This is a genomic window from Aeromonas sp. R10-1 (assembly GCF_040908465.1).
Classification (GTDB): domain Bacteria; phylum Pseudomonadota; class Gammaproteobacteria; order Enterobacterales; family Aeromonadaceae; genus Aeromonas; species Aeromonas caviae.
In genome coordinates, this window is sequence record NZ_JBFODT010000004.1 from 1 (window position 1) to 25,896 (window position 25,896).

The window sequence follows — 25,896 nt, forward strand, 5'->3', positions numbered from 1 at the left end:
GTGCCCACACAGATTGCTTGATTCAAATTGTTAAAGAGCGTCACGCTTATCGCGTTGAGGAGGCGCATCTTACGCTCCTCACTTCGAAAGTCAAGAGGTTGTTTTCGCTTTTCTTTCGGCGCCCACCTCACCAGGAGGCTAGCTCATCAGTTCGGCGTGGTCCGCCGTGCTGGTAGGGGCGCATTATAGGGAGCCGCGCCGGGATGACAAGGGCTATTCTGCGAAAAATAGTCCTTTTTACCGTTTTATTGCTCGAACGCCTACTTATCAAACAAAAAGCCCTGCTTACGCAGGGCTCTGGCCGCTCTGAATGACGTCACTGTTACTTTTTTGACCAGAACTCACGGGCAAAGCCGCGCACCTTGTCCCAGTCGGTGAATTCCAGATCCTTGCTGGTATCCGTGCTGCCCCCGGTGATCTTCATGATCAACTGAATGATGCGGGTCTGCCACCAGTTGTAACGGGAGTACTGCAATGCCCCGGCAAACACCCCCAGAGTTTTGGGCTTCCAGGGAGATAGGCGCAGAAACTTCTTCATGTAGGCGTTGGTCTGCGGCGTCTGCTTCTCGGGCTTGCGTGCCGTCAGGTTCACGCAGAAGAACGCCGCATTGGCTACTTCCAACTGTTCATGATGTGCGTGTATGAAGCTAAGCAGGCTGGGGTGGAAGTTACCGTAGCGAATGGAAGCGCCAATCAACACCTTGGCATACTTGCTGAGGTTGCACATGGGCAGGGTGTGCAGGTCGTGCATCACCACTTCGCATCCTGATATTTCCTCCAGCATGACATCCACGATTTTCCGCGTTTGCCCGTCCCGGGAAGAATAAAGCACCAAAATCTTGTCCATACCAACCTCAACTACGCCAGAATGCAGGAGTAAACAGTACCAGAAGTGTGAAGATTTCCAATCGACCAAACAACATGGCCACGATTAATATCCACTGTGCTGTGGCCGAGATATTGCCGAAATTGGCCGACACCTCCCCCAGACCCGGCCCCACGTTGGTGAATGCCGCAGCCACGGCGGAGAAGGCCGTCACTTCGTTCAGCCCCGTCATCAGCAGCAACAACATGAAGATGAAGAACAGGATGATGTAGGTGGCAAAGTAGCCCCAGACCGCTTCCACGATCCGTTCCGGTACGGCACGCCGCCCCAGCTTCAAGGTGTAGATGGCCCGCGGATGCACCAGCCGTTTGAGTTCACGCATCCCCTGCAGGAACAGGATCATGAAGCGCATCACCTTGATGCCCCCCCCGGTACTGCCAGCACAACAGCCGATGAAGGCGGAGAACATCAACAGCATGGGCAGAAAGGAGGGCCACTCCGCATAGCTGGTCGTGCTGTAGCCGGTGGTCGTGCCCAGCGACACCGCCTGGAACAGACCATGGTTGAGCGCCTCCTGCCAGGTGGCGTAATGACCGTGGAACAGCAGAGAGACGAAACAGATCAGCACCAGCACGCATTGGATGCTCAGAAACACTTTGAGCTCCGAGTCCCGCAGATAGCTGCTCACGCGCACCGGCTTATGGGCAAACACCATGAAGTGAAGCGCGAAGTTGACGCTCGCCAGCAACAGGAACACCACTGTGATCAGGTTGATGGCCGGGCTGTCGAAGAATCCGATGCTGGCGTCGTGGGTCGAGAACCCCCCAACCGACAAGGTGGAGAAGGAGTGGCAGATGGCATCGAACAACGTCATTCCCGCCATCCAGTACGCGAGAGCGCACAGGGAGGTCAGCAACAGATAGATGAACCAGAGCGCCTTGGCCGTCTCGGCGATGCGCGGGGTCACCTTGTTGTCCTTGACGGGCCCCGGGATCTCGGCGCGATAGAGCTGCATGCCCCCGATACCCAGCAGTGGCAGCACGGCCACCGCCAGCACGATGATCCCCATGCCACCGAGCCATTGCAGCAGCTGGCGGTAGAAGAGAAACGCCTTGGGCAGATTGTCCAGCCCGGTCAGCACCGTTGCGCCCGTGGTAGTCAGGCCGGAAAACGACTCGAAAAATGCCTCCGAGACCGACATGTTCGGCACGTCGCTGATGATGAAGGGGACGGCCCCCACGCTCCCCAGCACCACCCAGAACAGCACCACGATGAGGAAGCCTTCCTTGGACCTGAGTTCCTTTTTCTGGTGGCGGTTGGGGAACCAGAGCAGGAGGCCGAGCAGGAGGGCTATGACGAAGGAGTTGACGAACTCGGTACCACCGCCATCACGATACCCAAAAGCGACCATCGCGGGCAGCAGCATGGTCGAGCTGAACAGGGCAACCAGCAGACCGACGATACGAATGATGCTCAGAATCTGCATTCCGGCTCCCTCTTCAGACTAAAAGAGCGATGGATTCTAGCCATCTAAGGGACGAAGGGATACCCGACCCTGGGTCCGGTCGGTCAATTCCTGTGCGATACGGGCCCAGAGCGCAGACTCCCACGCTACCTGAAGGGTGACGCTGGCACCATAATCGGCCACCAGCAACTGCCCTTGATGGGCAGAGATGAGGGACTCCACGGCCCCCATGTCGGTGTAGTCACACTGGATCACGGAAGAGGTCAGCTGACGCTTGATACAGGTTTCAAGTTGCTTGAGTGCTGCCCCCACACCACCGCCATAGGCCTTCACCAGGCCACCGGTCCCCAGCAGCACGCCACCGTAATAGCGCACCACCACGGCGGCGACTTCACCCAGACCGGCCCCCATCAACTGGGCCAGCATGGGTTTGCCCGCTGTGCCCGAGGGTTCGCCATCATCACTGAAACCATAAACCTGGCTGTCTTGCGGGGCGCCGGCGACAAAAGCCCAGCAGTGATGCCGGGCTCCCGGGTGTTGCTGTTTGATCTCGTCTATCCAGGCCTTGGCGGCCTCGACGGTCGGAGTGTGGGCGATGTAGGTAATGAAGCGGCTCTTCTTGATCTCTTCGCTCACCTCCAGTGGGGCTGCCGGTATGGGGTAATCCGTCGCCATCAGAGCCCTGCTTGTCTGGTCAGGTTCTCCACCCCGTTGGCATGCAGCACCACGTTGTCCTCGATGCGAATGCCACCATAGGGACGCAGCGCCTCCACCTTGTTCCAGTTGACCCGCTTGCCCTGCTCACCCTGGCGCAGCGGCTCCAGCAGGCTGTCGATGAAGTAGAGACCCGGCTCTATGGTGAAGACCTGGCCCACTTCCATCACCCGGGTGCAGCGCAGATAAGGGAACTGCTCGGGGGCCGCCAGGTGGGTGCCGCGCTCATCCTGCATGAAGCCGCCGACATCGTGTACCTGCAGGCCGAGGAAGTGGCCGAGACCGTGGGGGAAGAAGACATTGGTCACCCCGGTGTGGATCATCTCGTCCACCGACATGTCTACCAGTTCGGTGGCTTGCAGCAGGCGCGCCAGCCTGTGGTGCATCTGCAGGTGCAGCTCGCTGTAGCGGCGGCCCGGCTTGATCTCGTCGATGATCTCCTGTTGCTGTGCATCCAGCGCAGCAATCAGATCGGCGAACTCACCGCGGCGCCAGGCCCAGGTCCGGGTAATGTCGGAGGCATAACCGTGCACGTCCACTCCGGCATCGATGAGGAAGGAGTACCGCTCCGCATCGGGCACCCGCTGGGTGGAGAGATGGGTGTAGTGCAGGATGGCCGCATTGCGGTTGATGGCAACAATGTTGCCGTAGGGCGCCTCATTGGCCCCCTGTCCGACCGCCTTCATGTAGGCCAGGTTGATCTCGAACTCGCTCGCCCCCGCCATGAAGGAGTCCTTGGCAGCGATGTGGCCGCGCACGCCGATGCGGTTGGCATCGCGAAGACATTCCAGCTCATAGGACGTCTTGTAGGCACGGTGGTAGTGCAGGTAGTTGAGGACCGCCTCCGGATTGGGCTGGCCCAGTCCCAGCAGCTCGGCCACTTCCAGATGGCCGCCCAGATAGGCCCACTCCTGCTTGTTGGCCGGCAGGTGATCGGCAACCTGCTCCGGGCGAGTCAGGAAGCGAATGTCGAAGAAGTCGACCCAGAAGGCGTTGGGCAACTCCGCCACCTTGTGCCAAAAGTCCACCGGCCGGTAGAACAGCAGCACCGGCTTGCTCACGCCATCCACCAGCAACCAGCAGTGAGGGTTGTCCAGCACCGGCAGCCAGGCCTTGAACTGGGGATTCACCTTGAAGGGATAATCCTGATCATCGAGGAAGATACGATGAGTCTGGCCGGAGTGGATAGCGAGACCGCCAAGACCCTGTTGTTGCAGGATGTCGCGGGTACGCTGCTGAAGGGTGTCGAGATGCTGGGCAAAAAGTTGGCTGTAACTGCTCATGGCGTCCTGCTCCGGGCGAATGTGACTTCAGCATAACATCAAGCGAATCAAGGCTCGAGCCACCCGGCTTTCGCTTCGTGAGGTAACGCATAGGTTACAGGCTTTTTGTTATTAAGATAAAACAGGCAATTAACAAACAAAGAACAATTCAATACACTGCCCACAGACAGTAGATATCAGCCGTCAGGAACGACTCATGCAAAACCTTTGTCTGTGGACACCGGATCAGGACAGGATGCAGCACTCCAACCTCCACCAGTTCATGGCCGAGGTCAATCACTTCCATGGTCTGCAACTGCGCAGCTATGCCGACCTGTATCAATGGTCGGTGGAGAAGACCACCCGCTTCTGGCCCCTGGTGTGGCAGCACTGCGGCGTCAAGGGCGAGCTTGGCAACATTGTGGCGGAGAACCGCCAGGATATGCAGCGTGCCCGCTGGTTCCCCGACAGCCAGCTCAACTTCGCCGAGAACCTGCTGCGCCGTCAGGATGAGAGCCCGGCCATTATCTCCCGCATCGAAGGGGGCCCAAGCCGGACCCTGAGCTGGCATGAGCTGGCAGATCAGGTCGCCCGCCTGACCCAGTGGCTTCGCAGCCAGGGCATAGGCCGAGGTGATGTGGTCGCAGCCTACCTGCCCAATATCCCGGAAACCGTGGTGGCCATGCTGGCAACCACCAGCCTCGGCGCGATCTGGACCTCCACCAGTCCCGATTTTGGCGAGGCCAGCGTGGTGGAGCGCTTCGGCCAGACCCGTCCCAGGGTGCTGTTCGCGGTGGATGGCTACCGCTACGGCGGCAAGGCCATCGACATTCAGGACAAGGTGGCCAGCGTCGTCGGTCAGCTCGACAGCATAGAGCAGACGGTGATGATCCCTCTGCTCGGCAACCCGCTGCAGCTTGGTCACAACTGGCAGCAATTGCTGGCAAGCCAGCATGACACCCAGCTCGCCTTCGAGCCCATGGCTTTCAATGACCCGCTCTATATCCTCTACTCCTCCGGCACCACCGGCAAACCCAAGTGCATCGTGCACGGCATTGGCGGCACCCTGCTGCAACACCTGAAAGAGCACCAGTTACACTGCGACATCAAGCCGGGGGAGCGCATCTTCTACTTCACCACCTGTGGCTGGATGATGTGGAACTGGCTGGTGAGCGCCCTCGCCTCCGGCGCCACCCTGGTGCTCTACGATGGTTCCCCCTTCTACCCGGATGGCAACGTGTTATGGGATCTGGCACGGGACGAAGAGGTCGCCCTGTTCGGCACCTCGGCCAAGTATCTCGATGCGCTGCACAAACAGGGTTATGCCCCCATCAATACCCACGACCTGCCTGCCTTGCGCCTCATCTGCAGCACCGGATCCGTGCTGTCGCCGGAGGGGTTTGACTACGTTTACCAGCAGATAAAGCCGGATGTGCAGCTCAGCTCCATCTCTGGCGGCACCGACATCTGCTCCTGCTTCGTCATCGGCAACCCCTTGAGCCCCGTCTATCGCGGCGAGAGCCAGGGGCGCGGCCTTGGTCTCGCGGTGCAGGTATTCAACGAGGCGGGCCAGCCGGTGCTGGGGGAAAAGGGCGAACTGGTCTGCACCAAGCCTTTCCCGGCCCAGCCCATCTACTTCTGGGGTGATGAGAACGGCGACAAATACCACGCCGCCTACTTCGAGCGGTTCGACAACATCTGGTGCCACGGGGACTGGATCGAGCTGACCCCGACTGGCGGCATTCTGTTCTACGGCCGCTCCGACGCGACCCTCAACCCGGGCGGCGTGCGCATCGGCACCAGCGAGATCTACCGCTATGTGGAACAACTCGACGAGGTGGAGGAGAGCATCGTCATCGGCCAGCAATGGAAACAGGACGAGCGGGTGGTGCTGTTCGTCAAGCTCAAGGCGGGTTGCAAGCTGGACGACGGGCTGCGTGAGCGGATCTGCCAGCAGATCAAGCGGCACTGCACCGCCCGTCATGTGCCTGCCCGCATCCTGCAGGTGGATGCCATCCCCCGCACCAAGTCCGGCAAGATAGTGGAGCTGGCGGTGCGGGAAGTGGTGCACAACCGCCCCGTCAACAACACCCACGCCCTCGCCGATCCCGAGGTCTTGAACCAGTATCGCAACCGGCCGGAACTGGCTAGCTGATACCACGCTCATCTCCATCGGAGGCGCCGCAAGGCGCCTCTTTTTTGCCCGTTTTGTGATGAAGAGCTTTTACTCGATAACTGTTAAACAAATGTTTTAAATAGGTGTTGAAAATGTCTCCTTTTGGATCAATAGTGAGCCTCGCCCCCTGCTGGGGATAAAGGAGCACCATTCCCCACAGAGTGGGAACAAGGAGACACTCTCATGATCTACCAAGGCGAAACCCTGACGGTCAGCTACCTCGAAGACGGCATTGCCGAGCTGAGGTTCGATGCCCCGGGTTCAGTCAACAAGCTGGATCGCGCTACCCTGCTCTCCCTGAGCGAAGCGATCGCCGCATTACAGCAACAAGCCGATTTGAAGGGTCTGATCCTCACCTCCGGCAAAGACGCTTTCATCGTCGGCGCCGACATCACCGAATTCCTGGAACTGTTCGATCTGCCGCAAGAAGACCTGCTCGGCTGGCTGAAAAAGGCCAACGACATCTTCAACGCCATCGAAGATCTGCCGGTGCCGACCCTCTCTGCCATCAAGGGTCACGCCCTGGGTGGCGGCTGCGAGACTATTCTCTCCACCGATTTCCGCCTGGCTGATACCACAGCCAAAATCGGCCTGCCCGAGACCAAGCTCGGCATCATGCCGGGCTTTGGCGGCACCGTCCGTCTGCCGCGGGTGATCGGTGCCGACAACGCACTGGAGTGGATCACCACCGGCAAGGATTACCGTGCCGATGACGCCCTCAAGGTGGGTGCCATCGATGCCGTGGTCGCCCCCGACGCGCTGCACAGCGCCGCCGTGCAGATGATCAAGGACGCGATCAAGGGCAAGCTGGACTGGCAGGGCCGCCGCGCCGCCAAGAAGGCCCCGCTGCGCCTCTCCAAACTGGAAGCCATGATGAGCTTCACCACCGCCGCCGGCATGGTTGCCGCCGTGGCGGGCAAACATTACCCGGCGCCGATGACCGCGGTGAAAACCGTCGAAGCCGCTGCCGGCATGAGCCGTGACGAGGCGCTGGCCGTCGAGGCACAGGGTTTCATCAAGCTGGCCAAGACCGATGTCGCCAAGGCGCTGGTCGGTATCTTCTTGAACGATCAGCACATCAAGGCGCTGGCCAAGAAGGCCGCCAAGCAGGCAAACAAGGCCACCGGCCACGCCGCCGTACTGGGTGCCGGCATCATGGGGGGTGGCATCGCCTACCAGTCTGCCAGCAAAGGCATCCCGGCGGTGATGAAGGACATCAACGAGAAGGCGCTGGCACTTGGCATGAATGAGGCCACCAAGCTGCTCAACGGCCAGCTCGAGCGCGGTCGCATCGACGGCATCAAGATGGGCCAGGTGCTCTCCGCCATCACGCCGACCCTCAGCTATGACAACGTCAAGCATGTGGACGTGGTGGTCGAAGCCGTGGTCGAGAACCCGAAAGTGAAGGCGGCCGTGCTGAGTGAAGTGGAAGGGATCATCGGCGAAGACGCCGTGCTCGCCAGCAACACCTCCACCATCCCCATCTCCCTGCTGGCCAAGGGACTGAAGCGCCCCGAGAATTTCTGCGGCATGCACTTCTTCAACCCGGTGCACCGCATGCCACTGGTGGAGATCATCCGCGGCGAGCAAACTTCCGATGAAACCATCAACCGCGTGGTGGCCTATGCCGCAGCCATGGGCAAGTCCCCGGTCGTGGTCAACGACTGCCCCGGCTTCTTCGTGAATCGCGTGCTGTTCCCCTACTTCTTCGGCTTCAACAAGCTGGTCGCCGATGGCGCCGACTTCGCCGCCGTCGACAAGGTGATGGAGAAGGAGTTCGGCTGGCCCATGGGCCCCGCCTACCTGCTGGACGTGGTCGGCATCGACACCGGCCACCACGCCGGTGACGTGATGGCGCAGGGTTTCCCGGCGCGCATGAGCAAGGAAGGTCGTACCGCCATCGACGTAATGTATGACGCCAGCCGCTTCGGTCAGAAGAACGGCAAGGGCTTCTACGCCTACGAACAGGACAAGAAGGGCAAGCCGAAGAAAGTGGCCGACGCCGCTGCTTACGAGCTGCTGGCCCCCATCGCCAAGCCGAAACAGGAATTTGACAAGGACGCCATCATCGCCCGCATGATGATCCCGATGATCAACGAGGTGGTGCTCTGTCTGGAAGAGGGCATCGTCGCCACGCCAGCCGAAGCCGACATCGCGCTGGTCTACGGTCTGGGCTTCCCTCCCTTCCGCGGCGGCGTGTTCCGCTATCTGGACACTATCGGTCTGGATCGCTATGTGGCCATGGCCGACCAGTATGCCGACTTGGGCCCGCTCTACCGCGTCAGCGACCGCTTGCGTGAGATGGCCGCCCAGGGCAACACCTTCTACTGATTGCGGAAAGGAGATCTATTCATGAAAGACGTAGTCATTGTCGACTGTATCCGGACCCCCATGGGCCGGTCCAAGGGCGGCGCCTTCCGCAACGTGCGTGCAGAAGACTTGTCCGCGCACCTGATGAAATCCATCCTGCTGCGCAACCCCAACCTCGACCCGAACGAGATCGAGGATATCTACTGGGGCTGCGTACAGCAGACCCTGGAGCAGGGCTTCAACATCGCCCGCAACGCCGCGCTGCTGGCCGGCATTCCCAAGCAGGTGGGGGCGGTCACCGTCAACCGCCTGTGCGGCTCCAGCATGCAGGCGCTGCACGACGCCTCCCGCGCCATTCAGGTAGGTGATGGGGATATCTTCATCATCGGCGGCGTCGAACACATGGGCCACGTGCCCATGAGCCACGGCGTCGACTTCCACCCCGGCATGGCCAAGTCGGTGGCGAAAGCCTCCGGCATGATGGGGCTGACCGCCGAGATGCTCGGCAAGCTGCACGGCATCAGCCGATCGCAGCAGGACGAGTTTGCCGCCCGCTCCCACCGCCGCGCTCACGCAGCCACCGTGGAAGGCCGTTTTGCCAAGGAGATCGTCGGGCTGGAAGGGCACGACGCCAGCGGCGCCCGCTTTTTCTACGACTACGACGAAGTGATCCGCCCGGAGACCACGGTCGATGGCTTAAGCCAGCTGCGCCCGGTGTTCGACCCGGTCAACGGTACCGTCACCGCAGGCACCTCCTCGGCCCTGTCCGATGGCGCCGCCGCCATGCTGGTGATGAGTGCGGACCGTGCCAAGGCCCTCGGCCTCACGCCGCGCGCCAGGGTACGTGCCATGGCAATTGCCGGCTGTGACGCCGCCATCATGGGTTACGGCCCGGTGCCGGCCACCCAGAAAGCGCTCAAGCGAGCCGGGCTGACCGTCGGCGACATCGACCTCTTCGAGCTGAACGAGGCGTTTGCCGCCCAGTCCCTCCCCTGTGTGAAGGATCTGGGTCTGCAAGACCTGGTGGATGAGAAGGTGAACCTCAACGGTGGCGCCATCGCCCTGGGTCACCCGCTCGGCTGCTCCGGTGCCCGCATCTCCACCACCCTGATCAACCTGATGGAAGAGAAGGACGCCACCCTGGGAGTCGCCACCATGTGCATCGGCCTGGGTCAGGGCATCGCCACCGTGTTCGAACGGGTGTAAGTGAATCGCCCCTGACTGCTCACCGGTCAGGGACGCCGCCTCGGGGCGGCAACAACAGACAGAAGGCGGCCCTGCTTCCCGGCACAGCGGCCCCATCACGAATACCGGGTCGGCCTGCCGACCCTGCTGTCGAGTCTGTGGAACGCGCCACACGGGGTGCGCTCCTGCCGTCGGAATCTGCGTGTTGGCCGGCCCGTTTGGGTCGGCCTTTTTTATTCTTTTCCTGCGATCGGGGCCAATCCTGAGGCTATATTGCCCATAACTTCACATTAGAGGGGGGGCTTGCTTGCTTTTTGCTCCCCCGACAGGTTCAATCTGCACAAAAAAATGGGTGGATGCACATACATATGTCAACGAGCAAACAACTGCTTATCGTCGACGACGATCGGGAGATCCGCGAGCTGCTCAACGAGTACCTGACCCGGGCTGGTTTCGAGGTACTGACCGCGGCAGAAGGGAACGAGATGCGCCAACAACTGGCCCAGCACAGCCCGGACCTCATCATTCTGGACATCATGATGCCCGGCGACGACGGCTTTACCCTCTGCCAGCAGATCCGCCGCGACTCCCAGGTACCCATCATCATGCTCACCGCCGCCTCCGACGAGGCTGACCGGGTGATCGGTCTGGAACTTGGCGCCGACGACTACATCGCCAAGCCGTTCAGCCCGCGCGAACTGCAGGCCCGCATCAAGGCGCTGCTGCGCCGCGCCGAATTCCGCCAGCCGGAGAAAGAGAAGGAACCGAGCCGTCGGCTGCGCTTCGCCGAGTGGACCCTGGACACCCTGAGCCACCAGCTGACCCACGAAGATGGCAGCCTGCTGGATCTCTCCGGCAGCGATGCCCTGCTGCTCGGCATGTTCCTGCAGCAGCCCGGCGTGGTGCTGGACCGGGATACCATCTCGGACGCCACCCGCGGTCGCGAGAGCCTGCCCATGGAACGCGGCATCGATGTGCAGATCAGCCGCCTGCGCCAGAAGCTGGGTGACAACGGCAAGAGCCCGCGCATCATCAAGACCATTCGCGGCAGCGGCTACATGCTGATCGCCGAAGTCCACGAGATCCCGTAACAGACAGACGCTGCGGCGAGACCTTGAACGGGCAGAAGAGAGACCCATGACGGGGCAACGGCAAGGCACAGAGGTAAGCACCCCATGCTGATCGACAAGAGACACACGCTGCCATGACGGGGCAGAAGTTCTGGCGGGCCCTGGTGCCCCGCTCCCTGCTGTCGCGGATGCTGCTGCTGTTGCTGCTCGCCATCCTTCTCTCCCAGACCATCCTCACCGGCATCTGGATGCAGCAGATCCAGAAGCGGGAGCTGGAGGGCATGCTCAGCACCACCCGCAACCTGGCGCTGTCGGCGGCTTCCACCGTCAACTTCTTCAAGTCCCTGCCCCTGCAATACCGCCACATCGCCCTGGATCAGCTGCGCAACATGGGGGGCAGCCGCTTCTTCGTCTCCCTGAACGAGGAAGAGATCCACATCAGCGCCATCCCCGACAGCGAGCGCAAGACGCTGGTGCTCAAAGAGGTGCAGGAGGTGCTCAGCCGCAAACTCTCCGACGCCATGGCGATCAAGGTGGACTTCTCCCGCCCCGAGGAGCTGCACGTCTTCAACAACGACACCCTGCTGGCGGATCTTCCCTCCTCCTGGGCCCGCTACACCCTGTCCCTGGAGCCCATCAATCCGCCGGTGCTGGTGACCCAGATCGAGATAGAACCGGGGGAGTGGCTCTATCTGGCGGCCCTGCTGCCCGCCCCCTACATGACGCTGGATGACACCGTGATGCCGAGCAACCAGGTGCGTTTCATCGCCCTGATGACGGTCTTCCTCTGCTTCTTCACCTTCATGCTGGTGCGCTGGCAGACCCGCCCCCTGCGTCGCCTCGCCAAGGCAGCGGTCAACCTCGGCAAGGACATCGACCAGCCGTCCCTCAAGGAGGAGGGTGCCTCCGAAATCGTGGCGGCGACCCGCGCCTTCAACATCATGCAGCAGCGCATTCGCCGCTTCATCGACGACAGGGAGCGGCTGTTCAGCTCCATCTCCCACGACCTCAAGACCCCCATCACCCGGCTGCGACTGCGGGTCGAACTGCTGGACGACGAGGTACAGATCGCCAAGTTCAACAAGGACCTGGACGAGCTGGAGCTGATGGTCAAAGGGGCGCTGCAGACGGTCAAAGAGACGGACATTCACGAGAACCTTGAGCAGATCGACGTCAACGCCCTGCTGGAGCAGATGGCGGAGGCCATGAACCTGCACGAGGATCTGCTTACCATCGAGGGCCACTGCAAGTGGCCCTATCGCGGCAAGCTGCTGGCCCTCAAGCGCTGCATCGGCAACCTGGTGGACAACGGCATCAAGTACGGCCAGAAGGTGCGCATCATCATCATGGATGACGAGGAGATGCTGATCCTCTTCATCATGGACGAGGGGCCCGGTCTGCCGGACGATCAGTTCGAGCGCATCTTCGAGCCCTACTACCGCCTCAGCACCGATGCCGCTGGCACCGGGCTGGGCCTTGGCATCGCCCGCAACATAGCCCACGCCCACGGCGGCGACCTGGTGCTGGAAAATCGCCCCCAGGGCGGCCTGCAGGCCACCCTCTCCCTACCAAGGCAGTAATGTATGAAGTGGTTGTCTTTTTCTGTCATCGCCCTGCTCTCCCTACCCGTTTGTGCCTCCCAGGTGGAGGTATTGCACTGGTGGACCTCCGGCGGCGAGGCCAGGGCCGTGGAAGTGCTCAAGTCCGAGTGGGCCGAACAGGGCAACCAGTGGAACGACTTCGCGGTACAGGGGGGGGGCGGCAAGAGCGCCATGACGGTGCTCAAGAGCCGGGCCCTGGCGGCAAACCCGCCGGAGGCGGCCCACCTCAAGGGGTTCGAGCTGCACGAGTGGGGCAGCCTGGGCTTTCTGCGCGATCTCACCCCCATGGCCGAGCACCTCGGCTGGTACCCTCAGCTGCCCCCCATGGTGCGCGACACACTCAGCCAGAACGGCGCCCTGATGGCGGTCCCCACCGGCATCCACCGGGTCAACTGGCTGTGGCTCAACCGCAAGGTATTCGAGCGACAGGGGCTAAAGCCCCCCACCGACTGGGCCCAGTTCGTGGCGGTGGCGGACAAGCTCAAGGAGCAGGGCATCACCCCCCTCGCCATCGGTAACGAACCCTGGCAGATCGCGGTGCTGTTCGAAACGGTGGCCCTCGGCGAAGGGGGCAAGACCTTCTATCGCAAGGCCTTCCTCGAACAGGACAGCGCCACCCTGACCGGCCCCGACATGGTGCGGGTGCTGACCCGCTTCCAGCAGTTGCGCGCTTATGTACCCGAGAAATACGCCGGCCTGAAGTGGCACCAGGCCACCAACCTGCTGGAGAGCGGCGGCGCCGCCATGCAGGTGATGGGGGACTGGGTGAAAGGGGAGCTGAGCGCCGGCAACTACCGCCCCGGCGAGGATATCGAGTGCCTGCCAAGCCCGGGCAGCCAGGGGCTGTTCAGCTACAACCTCGACTCCATCGCCATGTTCAAGCAGCGGGATCCCGCCCAGTTGCAGGCCCAGGGCGAGCTGGCCAGGCTGTTGATGACACCGCGCTTCCAGGAAGCGTTCAACCGGGTGAAGGGCTCCATCCCGGCGCTCATCAAGCCGGACATGAGCAAGTTCGATCGCTGCGCCATCCGCTCCTATCGGGACTTCCTCCACGCCGAGCAACAGGACAACCTGCTGCCCAGCATGGCGGAGGGGATGGCGGTGCCCACCAACATGCGCCAGGGGATCATGGATGTGCTGAGCAGCTTCTTCAACGACGCCAGGGCCAACCCCGAGCAGACGGCGCAGCAGTTGGAGCGCGCCATGCGCTCGACCCGTTCCGGCGCGGAGCAGAAATGACAAAGGCGGACATCGTCCGCCTTTGAGTGCCGAGAGCCAGGCTCTCAGGAGGGATCGTTCTCGTCCTCATCCTCGTCGTAGTAGTCGCTGAGCTCGATCCAGAGCCCCAGGCCTATCATCACCATGGAGCCGAACCAGGTTCCGGTATTACCGATCGGGCTGCCCAGCACTATCATGGCGAACGACAAGAACCCCATGCCTGCGTAGGCTTGCAATCTGCCGTAGGAGACCTGCATATTCACACCTCCTTGTTGAATATGGTTCAATTTTTATATTACTCATCGAGCGAAGCCTGGGTAGAGCCGGTTCACATTTTGGTAGCATATGCTGCAAAACCGCCCCGTGGTTTGATTATTTTTTCGCCGTGAGTATCATTGCTGGCCGAATTGGTTGAAGGTTGATTATTGATGAGTGCTTTATTCTGCGGCGCAACGCACGAGTTGGACGCAATCGGGCTTCGTTGCCCCGAACCCGTGACGATAGCGCGCAAGAAGGTGCGGCTGAAGGTTGATTATTCATGAGTACTGAATTCTGCAATGCGACCCACGAGCTGGACGCAATCGGGCTTCGTTGCCCCGAACCCGTGATGATGGTTCGCAAGAAAGTGCGGCTGATGGCGGATGGGGAGACCCTGCTGGTCAGCGCCGACGACCCCTCCACCACCCGTGACATTCCCAGCTTCTGCCGCTTCATGGACCACACCCTGGTCGCCAGCGAGACTGAGCAGGCCCCTTACCGCTACCTGATCCGCAAGGGTCAATAACCCCGTACCGGAGCAAACATGACAACCATTACCCGTATCGGGACCACCCAGCGCTGGTCTGATGTGGTCATCCACAACGGCACCCTCTACGTGGTGGAAGTGCCCGCCACCGAGACCGCCGACATCCACCAGCAGACCCGTGAAGTGCTGGAAAGCCTGCAGCGTCTGCTGGAAGCCAACGGTTCCGGCGTCGACAGGATCCTGATGGCCAACATCTATCTCAAGGACATTGAAGACATCGCCGCCTTCAACGCGCAGTGGGATGCCTGGATCCCGGCCGGCACAGCCCCGGTCCGCGCCTGCGTGCAGGCCCGCCTCGCCCACGAAGGCTACAGGGTAGAAGTTCAGCTGACTGCCGCTGTCTAAGCAAAACGGGATGTCTGGCTCCCCTGATGCCGACACAGCCCCCGAGCGCGCCTGTGTACAGGCCCGTCTGGCCCACGAGGGCTACAAGGTGGAAGTGCAGCTGACCGCGGCTATCTAATAGGCAGTTATCCCCCTCATCCCCGCCCCTTCTCCCACAAGGGGATAAGGGAGCAAAAAACAAGGCGCCACTGCCCACAACGCCGAATAGCAAAAGGCCCCGCCATCGCTGGCGGGGCCTTTTTCATGACTGCAACGCAGGCCGCTTAGGCGGTCGGGGTCAGGGTGATGGTCACCCGACGGTTCTGGGCCTTGCCTTCGGCGGTGCTGTTGCTGGCCACCGGCTGATCCGGGCCCACACCACTGATGGCGATGCGGCTGCCGGACACGCCCTGGCCGATCAGCTGGGCGGCAACGGCATCGGCGCGATCCCGGGAGAGCTTCATGTTCAGCTCGCGGGAGCCGGTGCTGTCGGTGTGGCCGACCACGTTCAGACGGGTCTTGTCGAACTCGGCAACCACCAGGGCCACGCCGGACAGGGTGTTGGCACCGGCGGCTTTCAGCTGGGCGCTGGAGCTGTCGAAGGTAACGTTGTTCGGCATGTTGAGGATCAGCTGATCACCGTTGCGGGTCACGCTGACGCCGGTGCCTTGCAGCTTCTCGCGCAGCTTGGCTTCCTGCACATCCATGTAGTAACCGATACCGCCACCCAGGGCCGCACCGGCGGCGACGCCAGTCAGGATGCCCTTTTTGCGGTCGCCCTTGCTGGAGGAGAGCGCCCCCACGGCTGCGCCGGTCGCCGCACCCGCCAACGCGCCCCAGGCGCCCTTGGAGGTCTGGGATTCACCGGTATAGGGGTTGGTGGTACAGCCAGTGATGGCGACGGTCAGGGCAAGTGCAGGAACCAGTTTCTTGAAATGCATGAAAAAACCTCTGAAAAAGAACGACTCTAGCCAATGGCCGCGCATTCTAACCCAGAGAGGCGCCAGAGTGTGACGCGCGCATTGCGAAGATGGGCAGGGGGCAAAACGCCCTCTGCCCCTTGCGACTTACCCGGTGCAGGCCATCTTCGGACGGGCCCGCATCAATATTTGATATCCCGGGCCTTGTCTCGCCCCTCCTGCTTGTTGTCACGATGCTCCTGGCGGCAGTCGGCATTGCCCACCACCCCCTCACGACACGCCTGTTTCGCGTCACGGGACTCCTGACGGGTATCCTGACGCACATCGCGGGCGTCACGGCGCTCCTGGGCCTGCTTGGTGGCCTGTGCAGGCAGGGCGGCCAGCAAGGCGGTGGCGGCAAGCAGCGCCAATACGGACTTCTTCATGATGGCTCCTTCGCCAGACAACCTGAACCGGTCCGGCGTCTTTCAATGATAGGGGAGGGGCAAGATCCCGGTAGCGCAGACTCGGCCCTCGGGGGCGTCGTTTGTGCAGCCTCGGACCTTCTTGCACAGGGCCGGCTTCCCCTCGTGTTTGCCCTGACGAGCAACGTCATCCCCAGAGTGCAGCCGATCAGGCCGGGGGAGAGAGGGCGAGCGGCGCTCAGTGACACGGGATTCCCTCGTGATGACGATCCCGATGGTGAACCCGTGTGACTGTATCCCGGCTGTACCAAGGGGCGAAAAGGCCCCTGGCCCGATGCAACGGCAACATGCTCCATGGGTCTGGCGCAATGGAGCCCCCCATATGCGGGTTGTCTCATAAGAGCCCATGGCCCCAGAGTGGAGGACATTTCTCACGGAGCCATGATCATGTCGTCCCTTTCCCGCCCCGCGCTGCTCATCATCGACATCCAGGTGGGCCTCCTTCACGGCCCGGAAGCCCCCCATGCCGGGGCCGAGACCCTGGCCAACATCAATCGCCTGAGCCAGGCGGCCCGCAGTGCCGCTCTCCCCGTGCTGGCGGTGCGTCACACGGGCCCGGCCGGCAGCCCCATCGCCGCCGGCAGCCCGTTCTGGCAGCTTGCGCCTGAGCTGGTCGTCGGCGAGGCCGACCGGGTGTTCGACAAGCTGCGCCCCAGCGCCTTCCATGGCACCGGTCTCGATGGCTGGCTGAAAGAGGACGGCGTGCAGACCCTGATCATCACCGGCATGAAGACCCAGTACTGCATCGACACCACCTGCCGGGCGGCGGCAGATCTCGGCTACACCGTAGTGCTGGTGAGCGATGCCCATACCTGCATGGACACGCCGCAACTGACCGCCCCCCAGATCATCGCCCATCACAACGCCACCCTGGCCGGCCCCTTCGTGCGGCTGATGAGCAGCGACGAGGTGTGCGAGGCGCTCGGCCGCACCCTTGAGCCCTGCTGATTCAGAGCAAAAAAAGAAGGGAGGCCTGAGCCTCCCTTCTTCGTGCATTTCCCCTTCACGTCGCCGCTGCTTGCTGGCACTCGGCGTGGCAAGGGCAGGTCACCAGATGATCGTTCACCATGCCCACCGCCTGCATGAAGGCGTAGCAGATGGTGCTGCCGACGAAGGTGAAGCCGCGCTTCTTGAGGGCCTTGGACATGGCATCCGACTCCGGTGAGGTCGCCGGAATGTCGCCGTTGCCCTGACGCTGGTTGACGATGGGGGCGCCGCCCACGAAGCCCCACAGATACTCGACGAAGTCGATACCCTCGGCCTCCAGCGCCAGATAGGCGCGGGCGTTTTTGATGATCGACTGCACCTTGAGCCGGTTGCGGATGATGCCGCTGTCCTGCATCAGCCGTTCCACATCCTGGTCGTCGAACTGCACGATGCGCACCGGATCAAAATCCGCATAGGCGCGATGGTAGCTCTCGGTGCGCTTGAGGATGGTGATCCACGACAGCCCCGCCTGTTGACCATCGAGGCAGAGCTTGGCAAACAACTCGCGGCCGTCATACACCGGCCTGCCCCACTGCTTGTCATGGTATTCGATGTATTCCGGGTCTCTGGTCACCCAGGCGCAGCGCAGTTCCATTTCCTCTCCCCTGTTTTTCATCGGCCATCAGCAGGCCGCTTGTGTCGGCGACATCATAGGGCAAGCGGCAACATAGCCCCACTAATCCCCTGTAATTTCGCCTATTATCCGACCATGCCAGACGGTATACTCCCTCGGTTCACATTCAGCAAATCTTGCTCTGATTTCATTTCGCGCGAAAAACACTATGCAAAAATTCGATGTCAAAACCTTTCAGGGCCTGATCCTGCAGTTGCAGGACTATTGGTCCCGCCAGGGCTGTACCATCATTCAGCCGCTGGATATGGAAGTGGGTGCCGGTACCTCCCACCCCATGACCTGCCTGCGCGCCCTGGGCCCGGAGCCCATCGCCTGCGCCTACGTACAACCGTCCCGCCGTCCGACTGACGGCCGCTACGGTGAAAACCCGAACCGCCTGCAGCACTACTACCAGTTCCAGGTGATCATCAAGCCCTCCCCCGACAACATTCAGGAACTCTATCTGGGCTCCCTGAAAGAGCTGGGCATGGATCCTGAAATCCACGACATCCGCTTCGTGGAAGACAACTGGGAAAACCCGACGCTGGGTGCCTGGGGTCTGGGTTGGGAAGTGTGGCTGAACGGCATGGAAGTGACCCAGTTCACCTACTTCCAGCAAGTTGGCGGCCTCGAGTGCAAGCCGGTCACCGGCGAGATCACCTACGGTCTCGAGCGTTTGGCCATGTACATCCAGGGCGTCGACAGCGTCTACGACCTGGTCTGGTCTGACGGCCCCCTGGGCAAGACCACCTACGGCGACGTGTTCCACCAGAACGAAGTGGAGCAATCCACCTACAACTTCGAACACGCCGACGTGGAGTTCCTGTTCCACTGCTTCGAGCAGTACGAGAAGGAAGCCCAGAATCTGCTGGCACTGGAAAAACCGCTGCCGCTGCCTGCCTACGAGCGCATCCTCAAAGCCGCTCACTCCTTCAACCTGCTGGATGCCCGCAAGGCCATCTCGGTCACCGAGCGTCAGCGCTACATCCTGCGCATTCGCACCCTGACCAAGGCCGTGGCAGAGGCATACTACGCCTCCCGCGAAGCGCTGGGTTTCCCCATGTGTCAGCGCACAGAGAACAAGCAAGGTTAAGGAACGGACATGGCACAACATACATTTCTGGTAGAGATCGGTACTGCTGAGCTGCCGCCCAAAGCCCTGCGCTCCCTGGCCGAAGCCTTTGCCGACAACTTCAAAGCCGAACTGACCAAGGCCGATCTGGCCTTCGGCGACGTCGAGTGGTTTGCCTCACCGCGCCGTCTGGCGCTGAAAGTGAGCGAGCTGGCCGGCGAGCAGCCGAGCAAGAGCGTCGAGAAGCGCGGTCCGGCCGTGGCTCAGGCGTTCGATGCCGAAGGCAAGCCGACCAAGGCTGCCGAAGGCTGGGCCCGTGGCAACGGCATCACCGTTGAGCAGGCCGAGCGTCTGGTCACCGACAAGGGCGAGTGGCTGGTTCACACCGCCAAGGTCGAAGGCCGTCCGGCTGTCGATCTGCTGGGTGAGCTGGTTGCCTCTGCACTGGCCAAGCTGCCGATCCCGAAGATGATGCGCTGGGGCGACAAGACCATCCAGTTCGTGCGTCCGGTCTTCACCGTGACCCTGCTGCTGGATGGGGATCTGGTCCCCGCCCACATTCTGGGTATCGACTCTGCCCGCACCATCCGCGGTCACCGCTTTATGGGCGAGAGCGAGATCACCATCGACAACGCCAGCCAGTACCCGCAGATCCTGCAGGAGCGCGGCATGGTGATTGCCGACTTCATGGCCCGCAAGGCCAAGATCAAGGCTGACGTCGAAGCGGCCGCTGCCGCCTTCGGTGGCGTAGCCGATCTGGACGACGCCCTGCTGGAAGAAGTGACCGCCCTGGTCGAGTGGCCGGTGGTGCTGACCGCCAACTTCGAAGAGAAGTTCCTGGCCGTGCCGGCTGAAGCGCTGGTGCACACCATGAAGGGTGACCAGAAGTACTTCCCGGTCTACGACAAGAACGGCAAGCTGCTGCCGAAGTTCATCTTCGTCACCAACATCGAGTCCAAAGACCCGAGCCAGATCATCAGCGGCAACGAGAAGGTGGTTCGCCCCCGTCTCTCTGACGCCGAGTTCTTCTTCAAGACCGACCTCAAGCAGACCCTGGCCTCCCGCCTGCCGCGCCTCGAAACCGTGCTGTTCCAGCAACAGCTGGGCACCGTCAAGGCCAAGGTCGAGCGCATCGAGACCGTCGCCGGCTTTATCGCCGAGCGTATCAGTGGTGGCGATAATGCCGTCGTGACTCAGGCCCGCCGTGCCGGCCTGCTCTCCAAGTGTGACCTGATGACCAACATGGTCGGCGAGTTCACCGACACCCAGGGTGTCATGGGGATGCACTACGCCCGTCACGATGGCGAAGACGAAGCAGTGGCCGTGGCCCTCAACGAGCAGTACATGCCGCGCTTTGCCGGTGATGCCCTGCCGTCCGGTCTGGTTGCCTGCGCCGTCGCGCTGGCCGACAAGTTCGATACCCTGGCCGGTATCTTCGGCATCGGCATGCTGCCGAAGGGTGACAAGGACCCGTTCGCCCTGCGCCGCGCCGCCATCGGTGCCCTGCGCATCATGACCGAGAAGCAGCTGGATCTGGATCTGGTTGAACTGGTTGAAGAAGCGGTACGCGTCTACGGCGACAAGCTGACCAACAAAACCGTCGTCACCGACGTGGTCGACTTTATGCTGGGCCGCTTCCGCGCCGCCTATCAGGACGAAGGCATCGGTGCCGACGTGGTGCTGGCCGTACTGGCCCGCCGCCCGACCCGTCCGCTCGACTTCGATCGTCGCGTCAAGGCCGTCAGCCACTTCCGCACGCTGGATGCCGCACTGGCTCTGGCTGCCGCCAACAAGCGCGTGAGCAACATTCTGGCCAAGGTCGAAGGCGAACTGCCGACTGCCGTCAAACCGGAACTGCTGGTCGATGCCGCCGAGAAGGCGCTGGCCACCCAGGTTGCCGAACTGCAAGCCGAACTGGCCCCGCTGTTCGCTGCCGGTGACTATCAGGCTGCCCTCACCCGTCTAGCCGCCCTGCGCGAGCCGGTCGACACCTTCTTCAACGAGGTGATGGTGATGGCCGACGACGAAGCCCTCAAGGCCAACCGTCTGGCACTGCTGAACAACCTGCGCAACCTGTTCCTGCAAGTCGCGGATATCTCACTGCTGCAGTGATCTTGGTTGGGGTCAGTGGAAATAAAACGGCACCGAGAGGTGCCGTTTTATTACTAGAATCAATCGCGAATAAAATAATAATCATTGATGACACGTCGTACATGCTCTAAAGCCAAATGAGCTCAGCATCTCCCCATTAAATGAAAACTCAGGGTTATATTCCGCAATCAAATGGCTGTGCACTAAGTCTTTTAACTGCCTTTTCAGGTTGTGCCATTTTTTTATTATCACTAAACCATCACTACTTAAATTACATGCCCGTGGATTTTCCATTACCTTGTAAGTATTAAAACCTAACCGTTCTATTATTTCCTTTGTGTAATCGTTACTCTCTTTGAATTCAAGCATACTATTAATGTGATGGCTTATATAAATCAGGAGATCACGAGGTGCTTTTAAATTATAGTTCTCTACAGTTTCATCACCTGTGTTATCAGCTTGAACTTCTTTGACTCGGATTAAAACGTTAAATTTAAGCTCTACTTGCGCATAAAACGCCGTCTGATTACGCCCATATAATTCTATGTTATTTAAGAAAAAATCTCGATACTCCTCTATTCTGTTATCAGGTATCTCGACTGGAATATCATAGTTTTTATATTCTGACACGAGTTTTGTGCAGTCCTTTTTTTTATGATACGCAGGGGCGCCACCTAAATAAATCCACCTATCTTTCCGGCTACGTTCTCTAGGCTTATAATCTTCTGCGAATTTAATCAATTTGAACAAAACTTCATGATCGCTAACACTTTCCACAATTAATTTTACTGCTGATAGCAATTTCATTTCAGGAGCGGCTAAAATACGGCTCAACTCTTGTGTATAAAGTGATTCAATTCCCTTTACGCCTGAAATAGAATGTGAGACGTACGTTGCTATTCTCTTAAAGTTAGCCTTTGTTATATAAACGACAGTCATAATACCTCACAAGCCATCAATAAATAACATACATAATAGTCTCACGAATTGTTTTAACTGTGATTTTAGTCACACAAAAAAATATTTAATATTCCTCAGCTCGCCACACCGAACAAAAATATTGTATCCCGTATGTTGGGCTGAGTTTACGAAAAAAAAAATGCAAACCGCAATTCAAACAATGCCTTTTATCGGGGAAAAGCTGGGACTCCCATCTAGCCCCAGCTTTGACAACTCACTCCCATTCCACTTTTCTTAAACAGAGAGACCAAAGGGGAGGGCTTGTAGGTTCGATTAGCCATCAGACGTAATCGAACATTCGCGTCAATGGATTCTCTCACCATCACGGCCAGCCGTATTTCCCCCTCCGGCTGGCCGCCGCTGACTTGAAGGAACAGCCGGAACAAAACCCTCTCGATCGTCCGATTAGGCTGCGCCAATCGAACCTACAACGGCTTTGCCAACGCGGCAATGATCCGCTCCACACTCTGCTCTACCGACAGGGTGGCGCTATCCAATATCAAACGCTCACTGTCCCAGGGTTCATAATCGCGAGTGATCACCGCCTGCCAATCCGGCAATGACAGCCCCTCGATATCCACCGTCCGGTTCTCTACCCGCTCGCGGTGCAACTTAGAATTGGAGCAGACCACCTCGATATCGAGACAGGGCACCCCGACCGAGCGGGCGATCTCGTGGTAAGCATCCCGGGTGAGTTGGAGGGGGTTAACGGAATCCGTGATGACGATCGAGCCAAGTGCCAGGTTCTCTCGGGCCAGCCCATAGGCGACGAAATAACCGGCCGGCCCCATCTCGTTATCCCCCTGCTCGGCGGCACGAATGGTCTGCTCTATGGTATCGATGCGCAGGTAGACGGCCCTCAACCGCCGGGCCAAGGCTCGCGCGATAGTACTTTTTCCGCTGCCCGGCAAACCACTGAAGATGATCAGCATGTTCCATTCCCGTGATGAAAGAAGAATCCGAGCCATAGGGTATCGGATTACCATCGCACCCACAGCCCGTAGGTTCGATTAGCCGTCAGGCGTAATCGGACGTTCGCGTAAATGGATTCTCCCACCATCACGGCTAGCCGCATTTCTCCCTCCGGCTGTCCGCTCCTGCTGCACGGCAACAACCACTATCAACACCTCTCGTTCGTCCGATTACGCTCCGCTAATCGAACCTACGGGGCGACGGAGGCCTACGGAGTATGCTGCTTGGTATTGATCGGTCATTGTCGAATCCATCATGGCCCCGACTTTGCCGCACAATCCTCTACCCGATACCCGCCAGCCCCAAGGAATAACCTCTGCTGGCGAGAGAGGAGCTGTTATCCTTTGAGGCAATCTCTCGCGACCCCCCGCCTTGAAAGGAACGTCATGGACATACCTGCCGCCCCGTCCTCCCCCCTCTGCCAGCAGTGTCATGAGCAGGTGGATCTCGACTTCGATTTCACCATGGCCTTCCAGCCCATCGTCGATTGCAGCCAGCTCACCCTCTTCGGTTATGAGGCCCTGGTGCGGGGGCTCAACAACGAGTCGGCGCAGAGCGTGATTGACCGGGTCAACGACGACAACCGCTACCGCTTCGATCAGCTGTGCCGGATCAAGGCCATCGCGCTGGCCGCCCGCCTCGACATGCGGGGCATGCTGAGCATCAACTTCCTGCCCAATGCGGTCTACCGCCCGGAGCGCTGCATCCGCACCACCCTGCAGGCGGCTCGCGAGCATCTCTTTCCCATCGAGCAGATCATGTTCGAGTTCACCGAGGTGGAGCAGGTGCTGGATAACCGCCATATTCGCGGCATCGTCGATCACTATCAGGCGCTCGGCTTCAAGACGGCGATCGACGACTTTGGCGCCGGTTACTCGGGCCTGAGCCTGCTGGCCGATTTTCGCCCCGACATCATCAAACTCGATATGCACCTGCTGCGCGGCATCGACCAGGACCCGATCCGTCAGGCCATAGTGCGCCACTGTCTGGCGCTGTTTACGGAGTTGCAGATCACCCCGCTGGCGGAGGGGGTCGAGACCCGCGACGAGATGGCCTGCCTGCGGGAGATGGGCGTTAGCCTGATGCAGGGCTATCTGTTTGCCCGCCCCGGCTTCGAAACCCTGCCCGAGGTGGATTTCGCCAGCCTGTGAGCGGCGCTGGCCATCTCCCTTGGTTGGCGTTCAGTCGGGCAAGGCGGGACGGGAGGCGGCCCGGAGGGTATCCACGGGCGGACGGCAGAAAGCGCTGGACCGGGCAACCCCTTGGGCTAGGATGGGACTGTCACCCTTTGCAACCACCGCTCTGACAGGGACACCATGGCGCAGGTTTCAGGATACCGCTTCTTCGCTCTTTCACTGCTCTTGCTGCTGACCTTCCAGGTATGGGGGGCGCAAGGCAGGGGCAACATCACACTGGTGAGCTCCCTTGAAACCAGGGAGTCCCCCTATGGTCGCTGGCTCGATCTCATCTATCGGGATGCGTTCGCCCGCCTGGGCTATGACTTCCAGTACCAGGGCTACCCCGGGGGACGGGCCCCCCTGCTGGCAGAGCAGGGACAGGTCGATGGCGAGATCCACCGCGCCGCCAGCTACCAGCAGCAGACCCGCACCCTCCAGCGCGTGCCCGAGCCCCATTTCGCCGTCTCCTATCAGGCCTATGCCCACCAGCCCGGGATCCAGCTGCAGGGGTGGCACAGCCTGCAGGGCACCGGTTATCGGGTCGAGTTTCGCCGTGGCGCCAAGCTGCCGGAGATGATGCTGGGCAAGGTGGTGGCACCGGACCGGCTCTTTGCCATCGCCACCGCCGAGCAGGGGATGGGCAAGCTGCTCAAGGGGCGCAGTGACCTCTATGTGGAGCAGACCCTGATTGCCAGCCAGACCCTGGCCGCCCTGACGCGCCAGGACCCGGGCTATGCCGGCATCTACTCCGCCGGGGTGATGGAGCTGGCCGATTCTTACGTCTATCTGCACGAACGGCATCAGGATCTGCTGGCCCCCCTTGCCAGCGTGATCCGGCAAATGAAGCAGGACGGCACGGTAGCGCGCTATGAGCAGCAGGCCATGGCGGCTGAGGGCACCAGCCAGCCATGACGTCCTCTTTTTCCGCAAGCCCTCCCGCGCCCTGACCATGCAGGAGACCCGGGGCGATCAATTCTGTCGCAGAGTCATGGCCGCAGCGGGCACCCTGTTCGTCAACACCACGTTGACAAAAACGCCCCCTGTATCAGGGAACTCGCCATATAAAACCCCATCGACCTTGTGTTCATCTGGCTTGCGGCCAAAAGGCACCATGTCCGTCTGTGCATACCCCAAATCTTGCAACATCCCCCACTCCGACCGCCCCATCATTTCGATGGAGTCGCGTCATCGTTCAGGCATATCTTCCCATCGAGGCCCGTGCCAGGGCCCGATCACAGGAGCAATACATAATGAAAAAAGCAGTAACGGCCGCCTTGCTGGCCATGATGATGGCGGCCTCGGTTCAGGCGGCAGACAAGGTGACCACGGTGCCGGTGCACTTCGCCAAAGGCGCGCACAGCGCCAAGGTTGACGGCACCTTCTCCGGTTATGACACCATCAACTACACCCTGGGCGCCAAAGAAGGCCAGACTATGACGGTCGCCATCACCGGCAGCACCAATGCCAACTTCAACGTCTTCGCGCCGGGCGCCATCCCGGGTCAGGCCGAGGCACTGGGCGGCGGCAACGTGGACACAAAATGGCAAGGCACCCTGCCCAAGTCGGGCAAGTACCTGATCCAGGTCTACCAGATGCGCGCCACCGCCCGTAAAGGCGCCAAGGTCCCCCACTCCCTGTCGGTCGGCATTCAGTAACCGACGCCAATATTGCCTGTGTGACAAG

25 protein-coding genes and 1 pseudogene are annotated in these 25,896 nt (G+C 60.6%); 15 read left to right on the forward strand and 11 right to left on the reverse strand.

Annotation, left to right across the window (positions count from 1 at the left end; translation table 11 throughout):
- Positions 1–322: 322 nt before the first annotated feature.
- From hemG to pepQ, 4 genes are read right to left on the reverse strand one after another with little or no spacing between them, the layout of a single operon-like run.
- Complete coding sequence (gene hemG, locus AB5Y93_RS00845) at positions 323–847, reverse strand: menaquinone-dependent protoporphyrinogen IX dehydrogenase (RefSeq protein WP_029313439.1); 525 nt, start codon at positions 845–847, stop codon at positions 323–325.
- A gap of 7 nt (positions 848–854) precedes the next feature.
- Positions 855–2,312 (reverse strand): TrkH family potassium uptake protein, encoded by a 1,458-nt coding sequence (locus AB5Y93_RS00850; protein WP_048209300.1) that lies wholly within the window; start codon positions 2,310–2,312, stop codon positions 855–857.
- Between the two features lie 36 nt (positions 2,313–2,348).
- Entirely contained in the window at positions 2,349–2,966 is a 618-nt protein-coding gene (locus AB5Y93_RS00855) for a YigZ family protein (protein ID WP_010672418.1), read from the reverse strand.
- The gene (gene pepQ / locus AB5Y93_RS00860) at positions 2,966–4,288 is read right to left on the reverse strand and encodes a Xaa-Pro dipeptidase (protein ID WP_368228652.1); all 1,323 of its coding nucleotides are present in this window, start codon (positions 4,286–4,288) and stop codon (positions 2,966–2,968) included. The genes AB5Y93_RS00855 and pepQ overlap by 1 nt, the downstream gene beginning before the upstream one ends.
- A gap of 196 nt (positions 4,289–4,484) precedes the next feature.
- Here pepQ and AB5Y93_RS00865 point away from each other — a divergent pair, with 196 nt between their 5' ends.
- From AB5Y93_RS00865 to AB5Y93_RS00890, 6 genes are all read left to right on the forward strand, one after another.
- Positions 4,485–6,422, forward strand: coding sequence for an acetoacetate--CoA ligase (locus AB5Y93_RS00865; protein WP_368228653.1), 1,938 nt, complete (start codon positions 4,485–4,487; stop codon positions 6,420–6,422).
- Between the two features lie 204 nt (positions 6,423–6,626).
- Entirely contained in the window at positions 6,627–8,774 is a 2,148-nt protein-coding gene (fadB, locus tag AB5Y93_RS00870) for a fatty acid oxidation complex subunit alpha FadB (protein WP_368228654.1), read from the forward strand.
- Between the two features lie 21 nt (positions 8,775–8,795).
- Positions 8,796–9,959, forward strand: a complete 1,164-nt coding sequence (gene fadA, locus AB5Y93_RS00875) for an acetyl-CoA C-acyltransferase FadA (protein ID WP_182976184.1) — start codon at positions 8,796–8,798, stop codon at positions 9,957–9,959.
- Positions 9,960–10,306: 347 nt separating this feature from the next.
- On the forward strand, positions 10,307–11,029 hold the full coding sequence (locus tag AB5Y93_RS00880; RefSeq protein ID WP_010672413.1) for a response regulator: 723 nt from the start codon (positions 10,307–10,309) through the stop codon (positions 11,027–11,029).
- 113 nt (positions 11,030–11,142) lie between these two features.
- Positions 11,143–12,588 carry an ATP-binding protein gene (locus tag AB5Y93_RS00885; protein WP_010672412.1) on the forward strand — a complete coding sequence of 482 codons (1,446 nt, stop codon included), beginning with the start codon at positions 11,143–11,145 and terminating at the stop codon, positions 12,586–12,588.
- Positions 12,589–12,591: 3 nt separating this feature from the next.
- The gene (locus AB5Y93_RS00890; protein WP_069784354.1) at positions 12,592–13,848 is read left to right on the forward strand and encodes an ABC transporter substrate-binding protein; all 1,257 of its coding nucleotides are present in this window, start codon (positions 12,592–12,594) and stop codon (positions 13,846–13,848) included.
- Positions 13,849–13,892: 44 nt separating this feature from the next.
- Here AB5Y93_RS00890 and AB5Y93_RS00895 read toward each other — a convergent pair whose 3' ends face one another.
- Positions 13,893–14,084, reverse strand: coding sequence for a hypothetical protein (locus AB5Y93_RS00895; RefSeq protein ID WP_010672410.1), 192 nt, complete (start codon positions 14,082–14,084; stop codon positions 13,893–13,895).
- Between the two features lie 281 nt (positions 14,085–14,365).
- Between AB5Y93_RS00895 and tusA the strand changes: the two genes are divergently transcribed.
- From tusA to AB5Y93_RS00910, 3 genes and pseudogenes are all read left to right on the forward strand, one after another.
- Entirely contained in the window at positions 14,366–14,611 is a 246-nt protein-coding gene (gene tusA / locus AB5Y93_RS00900) for a sulfurtransferase TusA (RefSeq protein ID WP_041214136.1), read from the forward strand.
- Between the two features lie 18 nt (positions 14,612–14,629).
- Positions 14,630–14,977, forward strand: a complete 348-nt coding sequence (locus tag AB5Y93_RS00905; RefSeq protein WP_045522565.1) for a RidA family protein — start codon at positions 14,630–14,632, stop codon at positions 14,975–14,977.
- Between the two features lie 28 nt (positions 14,978–15,005).
- Positions 15,006–15,095 (forward strand): annotated as a pseudogene (locus AB5Y93_RS00910) (endoribonuclease L-PSP); the annotation flags it as partial.
- 145 nt (positions 15,096–15,240) lie between these two features.
- Here AB5Y93_RS00910 and AB5Y93_RS00915 read toward each other — a convergent pair.
- Positions 15,241–15,897, reverse strand: coding sequence for an OmpA family lipoprotein (locus tag AB5Y93_RS00915; protein ID WP_010672405.1), 657 nt, complete (start codon positions 15,895–15,897; stop codon positions 15,241–15,243).
- A gap of 161 nt (positions 15,898–16,058) precedes the next feature.
- Positions 16,059–16,301, reverse strand: a complete 243-nt coding sequence (locus AB5Y93_RS00920) for a hypothetical protein (RefSeq protein WP_043156027.1) — start codon at positions 16,299–16,301, stop codon at positions 16,059–16,061.
- A gap of 426 nt (positions 16,302–16,727) precedes the next feature.
- Between AB5Y93_RS00920 and AB5Y93_RS00925 the strand changes: the two genes are divergently transcribed.
- Positions 16,728–17,288 carry a cysteine hydrolase family protein gene (locus AB5Y93_RS00925; RefSeq protein WP_368228655.1) on the forward strand — a complete coding sequence of 187 codons (561 nt, stop codon included), beginning with the start codon at positions 16,728–16,730 and terminating at the stop codon, positions 17,286–17,288.
- A gap of 55 nt (positions 17,289–17,343) precedes the next feature.
- Here AB5Y93_RS00925 and AB5Y93_RS00930 read toward each other — a convergent pair whose 3' ends face one another.
- The gene (locus AB5Y93_RS00930; protein ID WP_368228656.1) at positions 17,344–17,922 is read right to left on the reverse strand and encodes a DNA-3-methyladenine glycosylase I; all 579 of its coding nucleotides are present in this window, start codon (positions 17,920–17,922) and stop codon (positions 17,344–17,346) included.
- Between the two features lie 187 nt (positions 17,923–18,109).
- Here AB5Y93_RS00930 and glyQ point away from each other — a divergent pair, with 187 nt between their 5' ends.
- Both glyQ and glyS read left to right on the forward strand, forming a co-directional pair.
- Complete coding sequence (gene glyQ, locus AB5Y93_RS00935; protein WP_041212022.1) at positions 18,110–19,033, forward strand: glycine--tRNA ligase subunit alpha; 924 nt, start codon at positions 18,110–18,112, stop codon at positions 19,031–19,033.
- A 9-nt stretch (positions 19,034–19,042) separates the two neighbouring features.
- Positions 19,043–21,124 carry a glycine--tRNA ligase subunit beta gene (gene glyS / locus AB5Y93_RS00940; protein WP_368228657.1) on the forward strand — a complete coding sequence of 694 codons (2,082 nt, stop codon included), beginning with the start codon at positions 19,043–19,045 and terminating at the stop codon, positions 21,122–21,124.
- A gap of 81 nt (positions 21,125–21,205) precedes the next feature.
- Here the strand turns inward: glyS and AB5Y93_RS00945 are convergent, their stop codons facing one another.
- Positions 21,206–22,042 (reverse strand): hypothetical protein, encoded by an 837-nt coding sequence (locus AB5Y93_RS00945; RefSeq protein WP_368228658.1) that lies wholly within the window; start codon positions 22,040–22,042, stop codon positions 21,206–21,208.
- A 446-nt stretch (positions 22,043–22,488) separates the two neighbouring features.
- Entirely contained in the window at positions 22,489–22,995 is a 507-nt protein-coding gene (locus tag AB5Y93_RS00950) for an AAA family ATPase (protein ID WP_368228659.1), read from the reverse strand.
- Between the two features lie 426 nt (positions 22,996–23,421).
- On the opposite strand from AB5Y93_RS00950, the gene AB5Y93_RS00955 reads away from it, so the two are divergent.
- Together AB5Y93_RS00955 and AB5Y93_RS00960 are read left to right on the forward strand one after the other, a co-directional pair.
- Positions 23,422–24,186 (forward strand): EAL domain-containing protein, encoded by a 765-nt coding sequence (locus AB5Y93_RS00955; RefSeq protein ID WP_368228660.1) that lies wholly within the window; start codon positions 23,422–23,424, stop codon positions 24,184–24,186.
- A gap of 165 nt (positions 24,187–24,351) precedes the next feature.
- Positions 24,352–25,125 carry a hypothetical protein gene (locus tag AB5Y93_RS00960; protein WP_368228661.1) on the forward strand — a complete coding sequence of 258 codons (774 nt, stop codon included), beginning with the start codon at positions 24,352–24,354 and terminating at the stop codon, positions 25,123–25,125.
- A gap of 57 nt (positions 25,126–25,182) precedes the next feature.
- Here AB5Y93_RS00960 and AB5Y93_RS00965 read toward each other — a convergent pair whose 3' ends face one another.
- A complete protein-coding gene (locus AB5Y93_RS00965; RefSeq protein WP_154670450.1) occupies positions 25,183–25,359 on the reverse strand; it encodes a hypothetical protein in 177 nt (58 codons plus the stop codon).
- Positions 25,360–25,463: 104 nt separating this feature from the next.
- Between AB5Y93_RS00965 and AB5Y93_RS00970 the strand changes: the two genes are divergently transcribed.
- Complete coding sequence (locus AB5Y93_RS00970) at positions 25,464–25,868, forward strand: hypothetical protein (RefSeq protein ID WP_010672394.1); 405 nt, start codon at positions 25,464–25,466, stop codon at positions 25,866–25,868.
- Positions 25,869–25,896 lie beyond the last annotated feature (28 nt).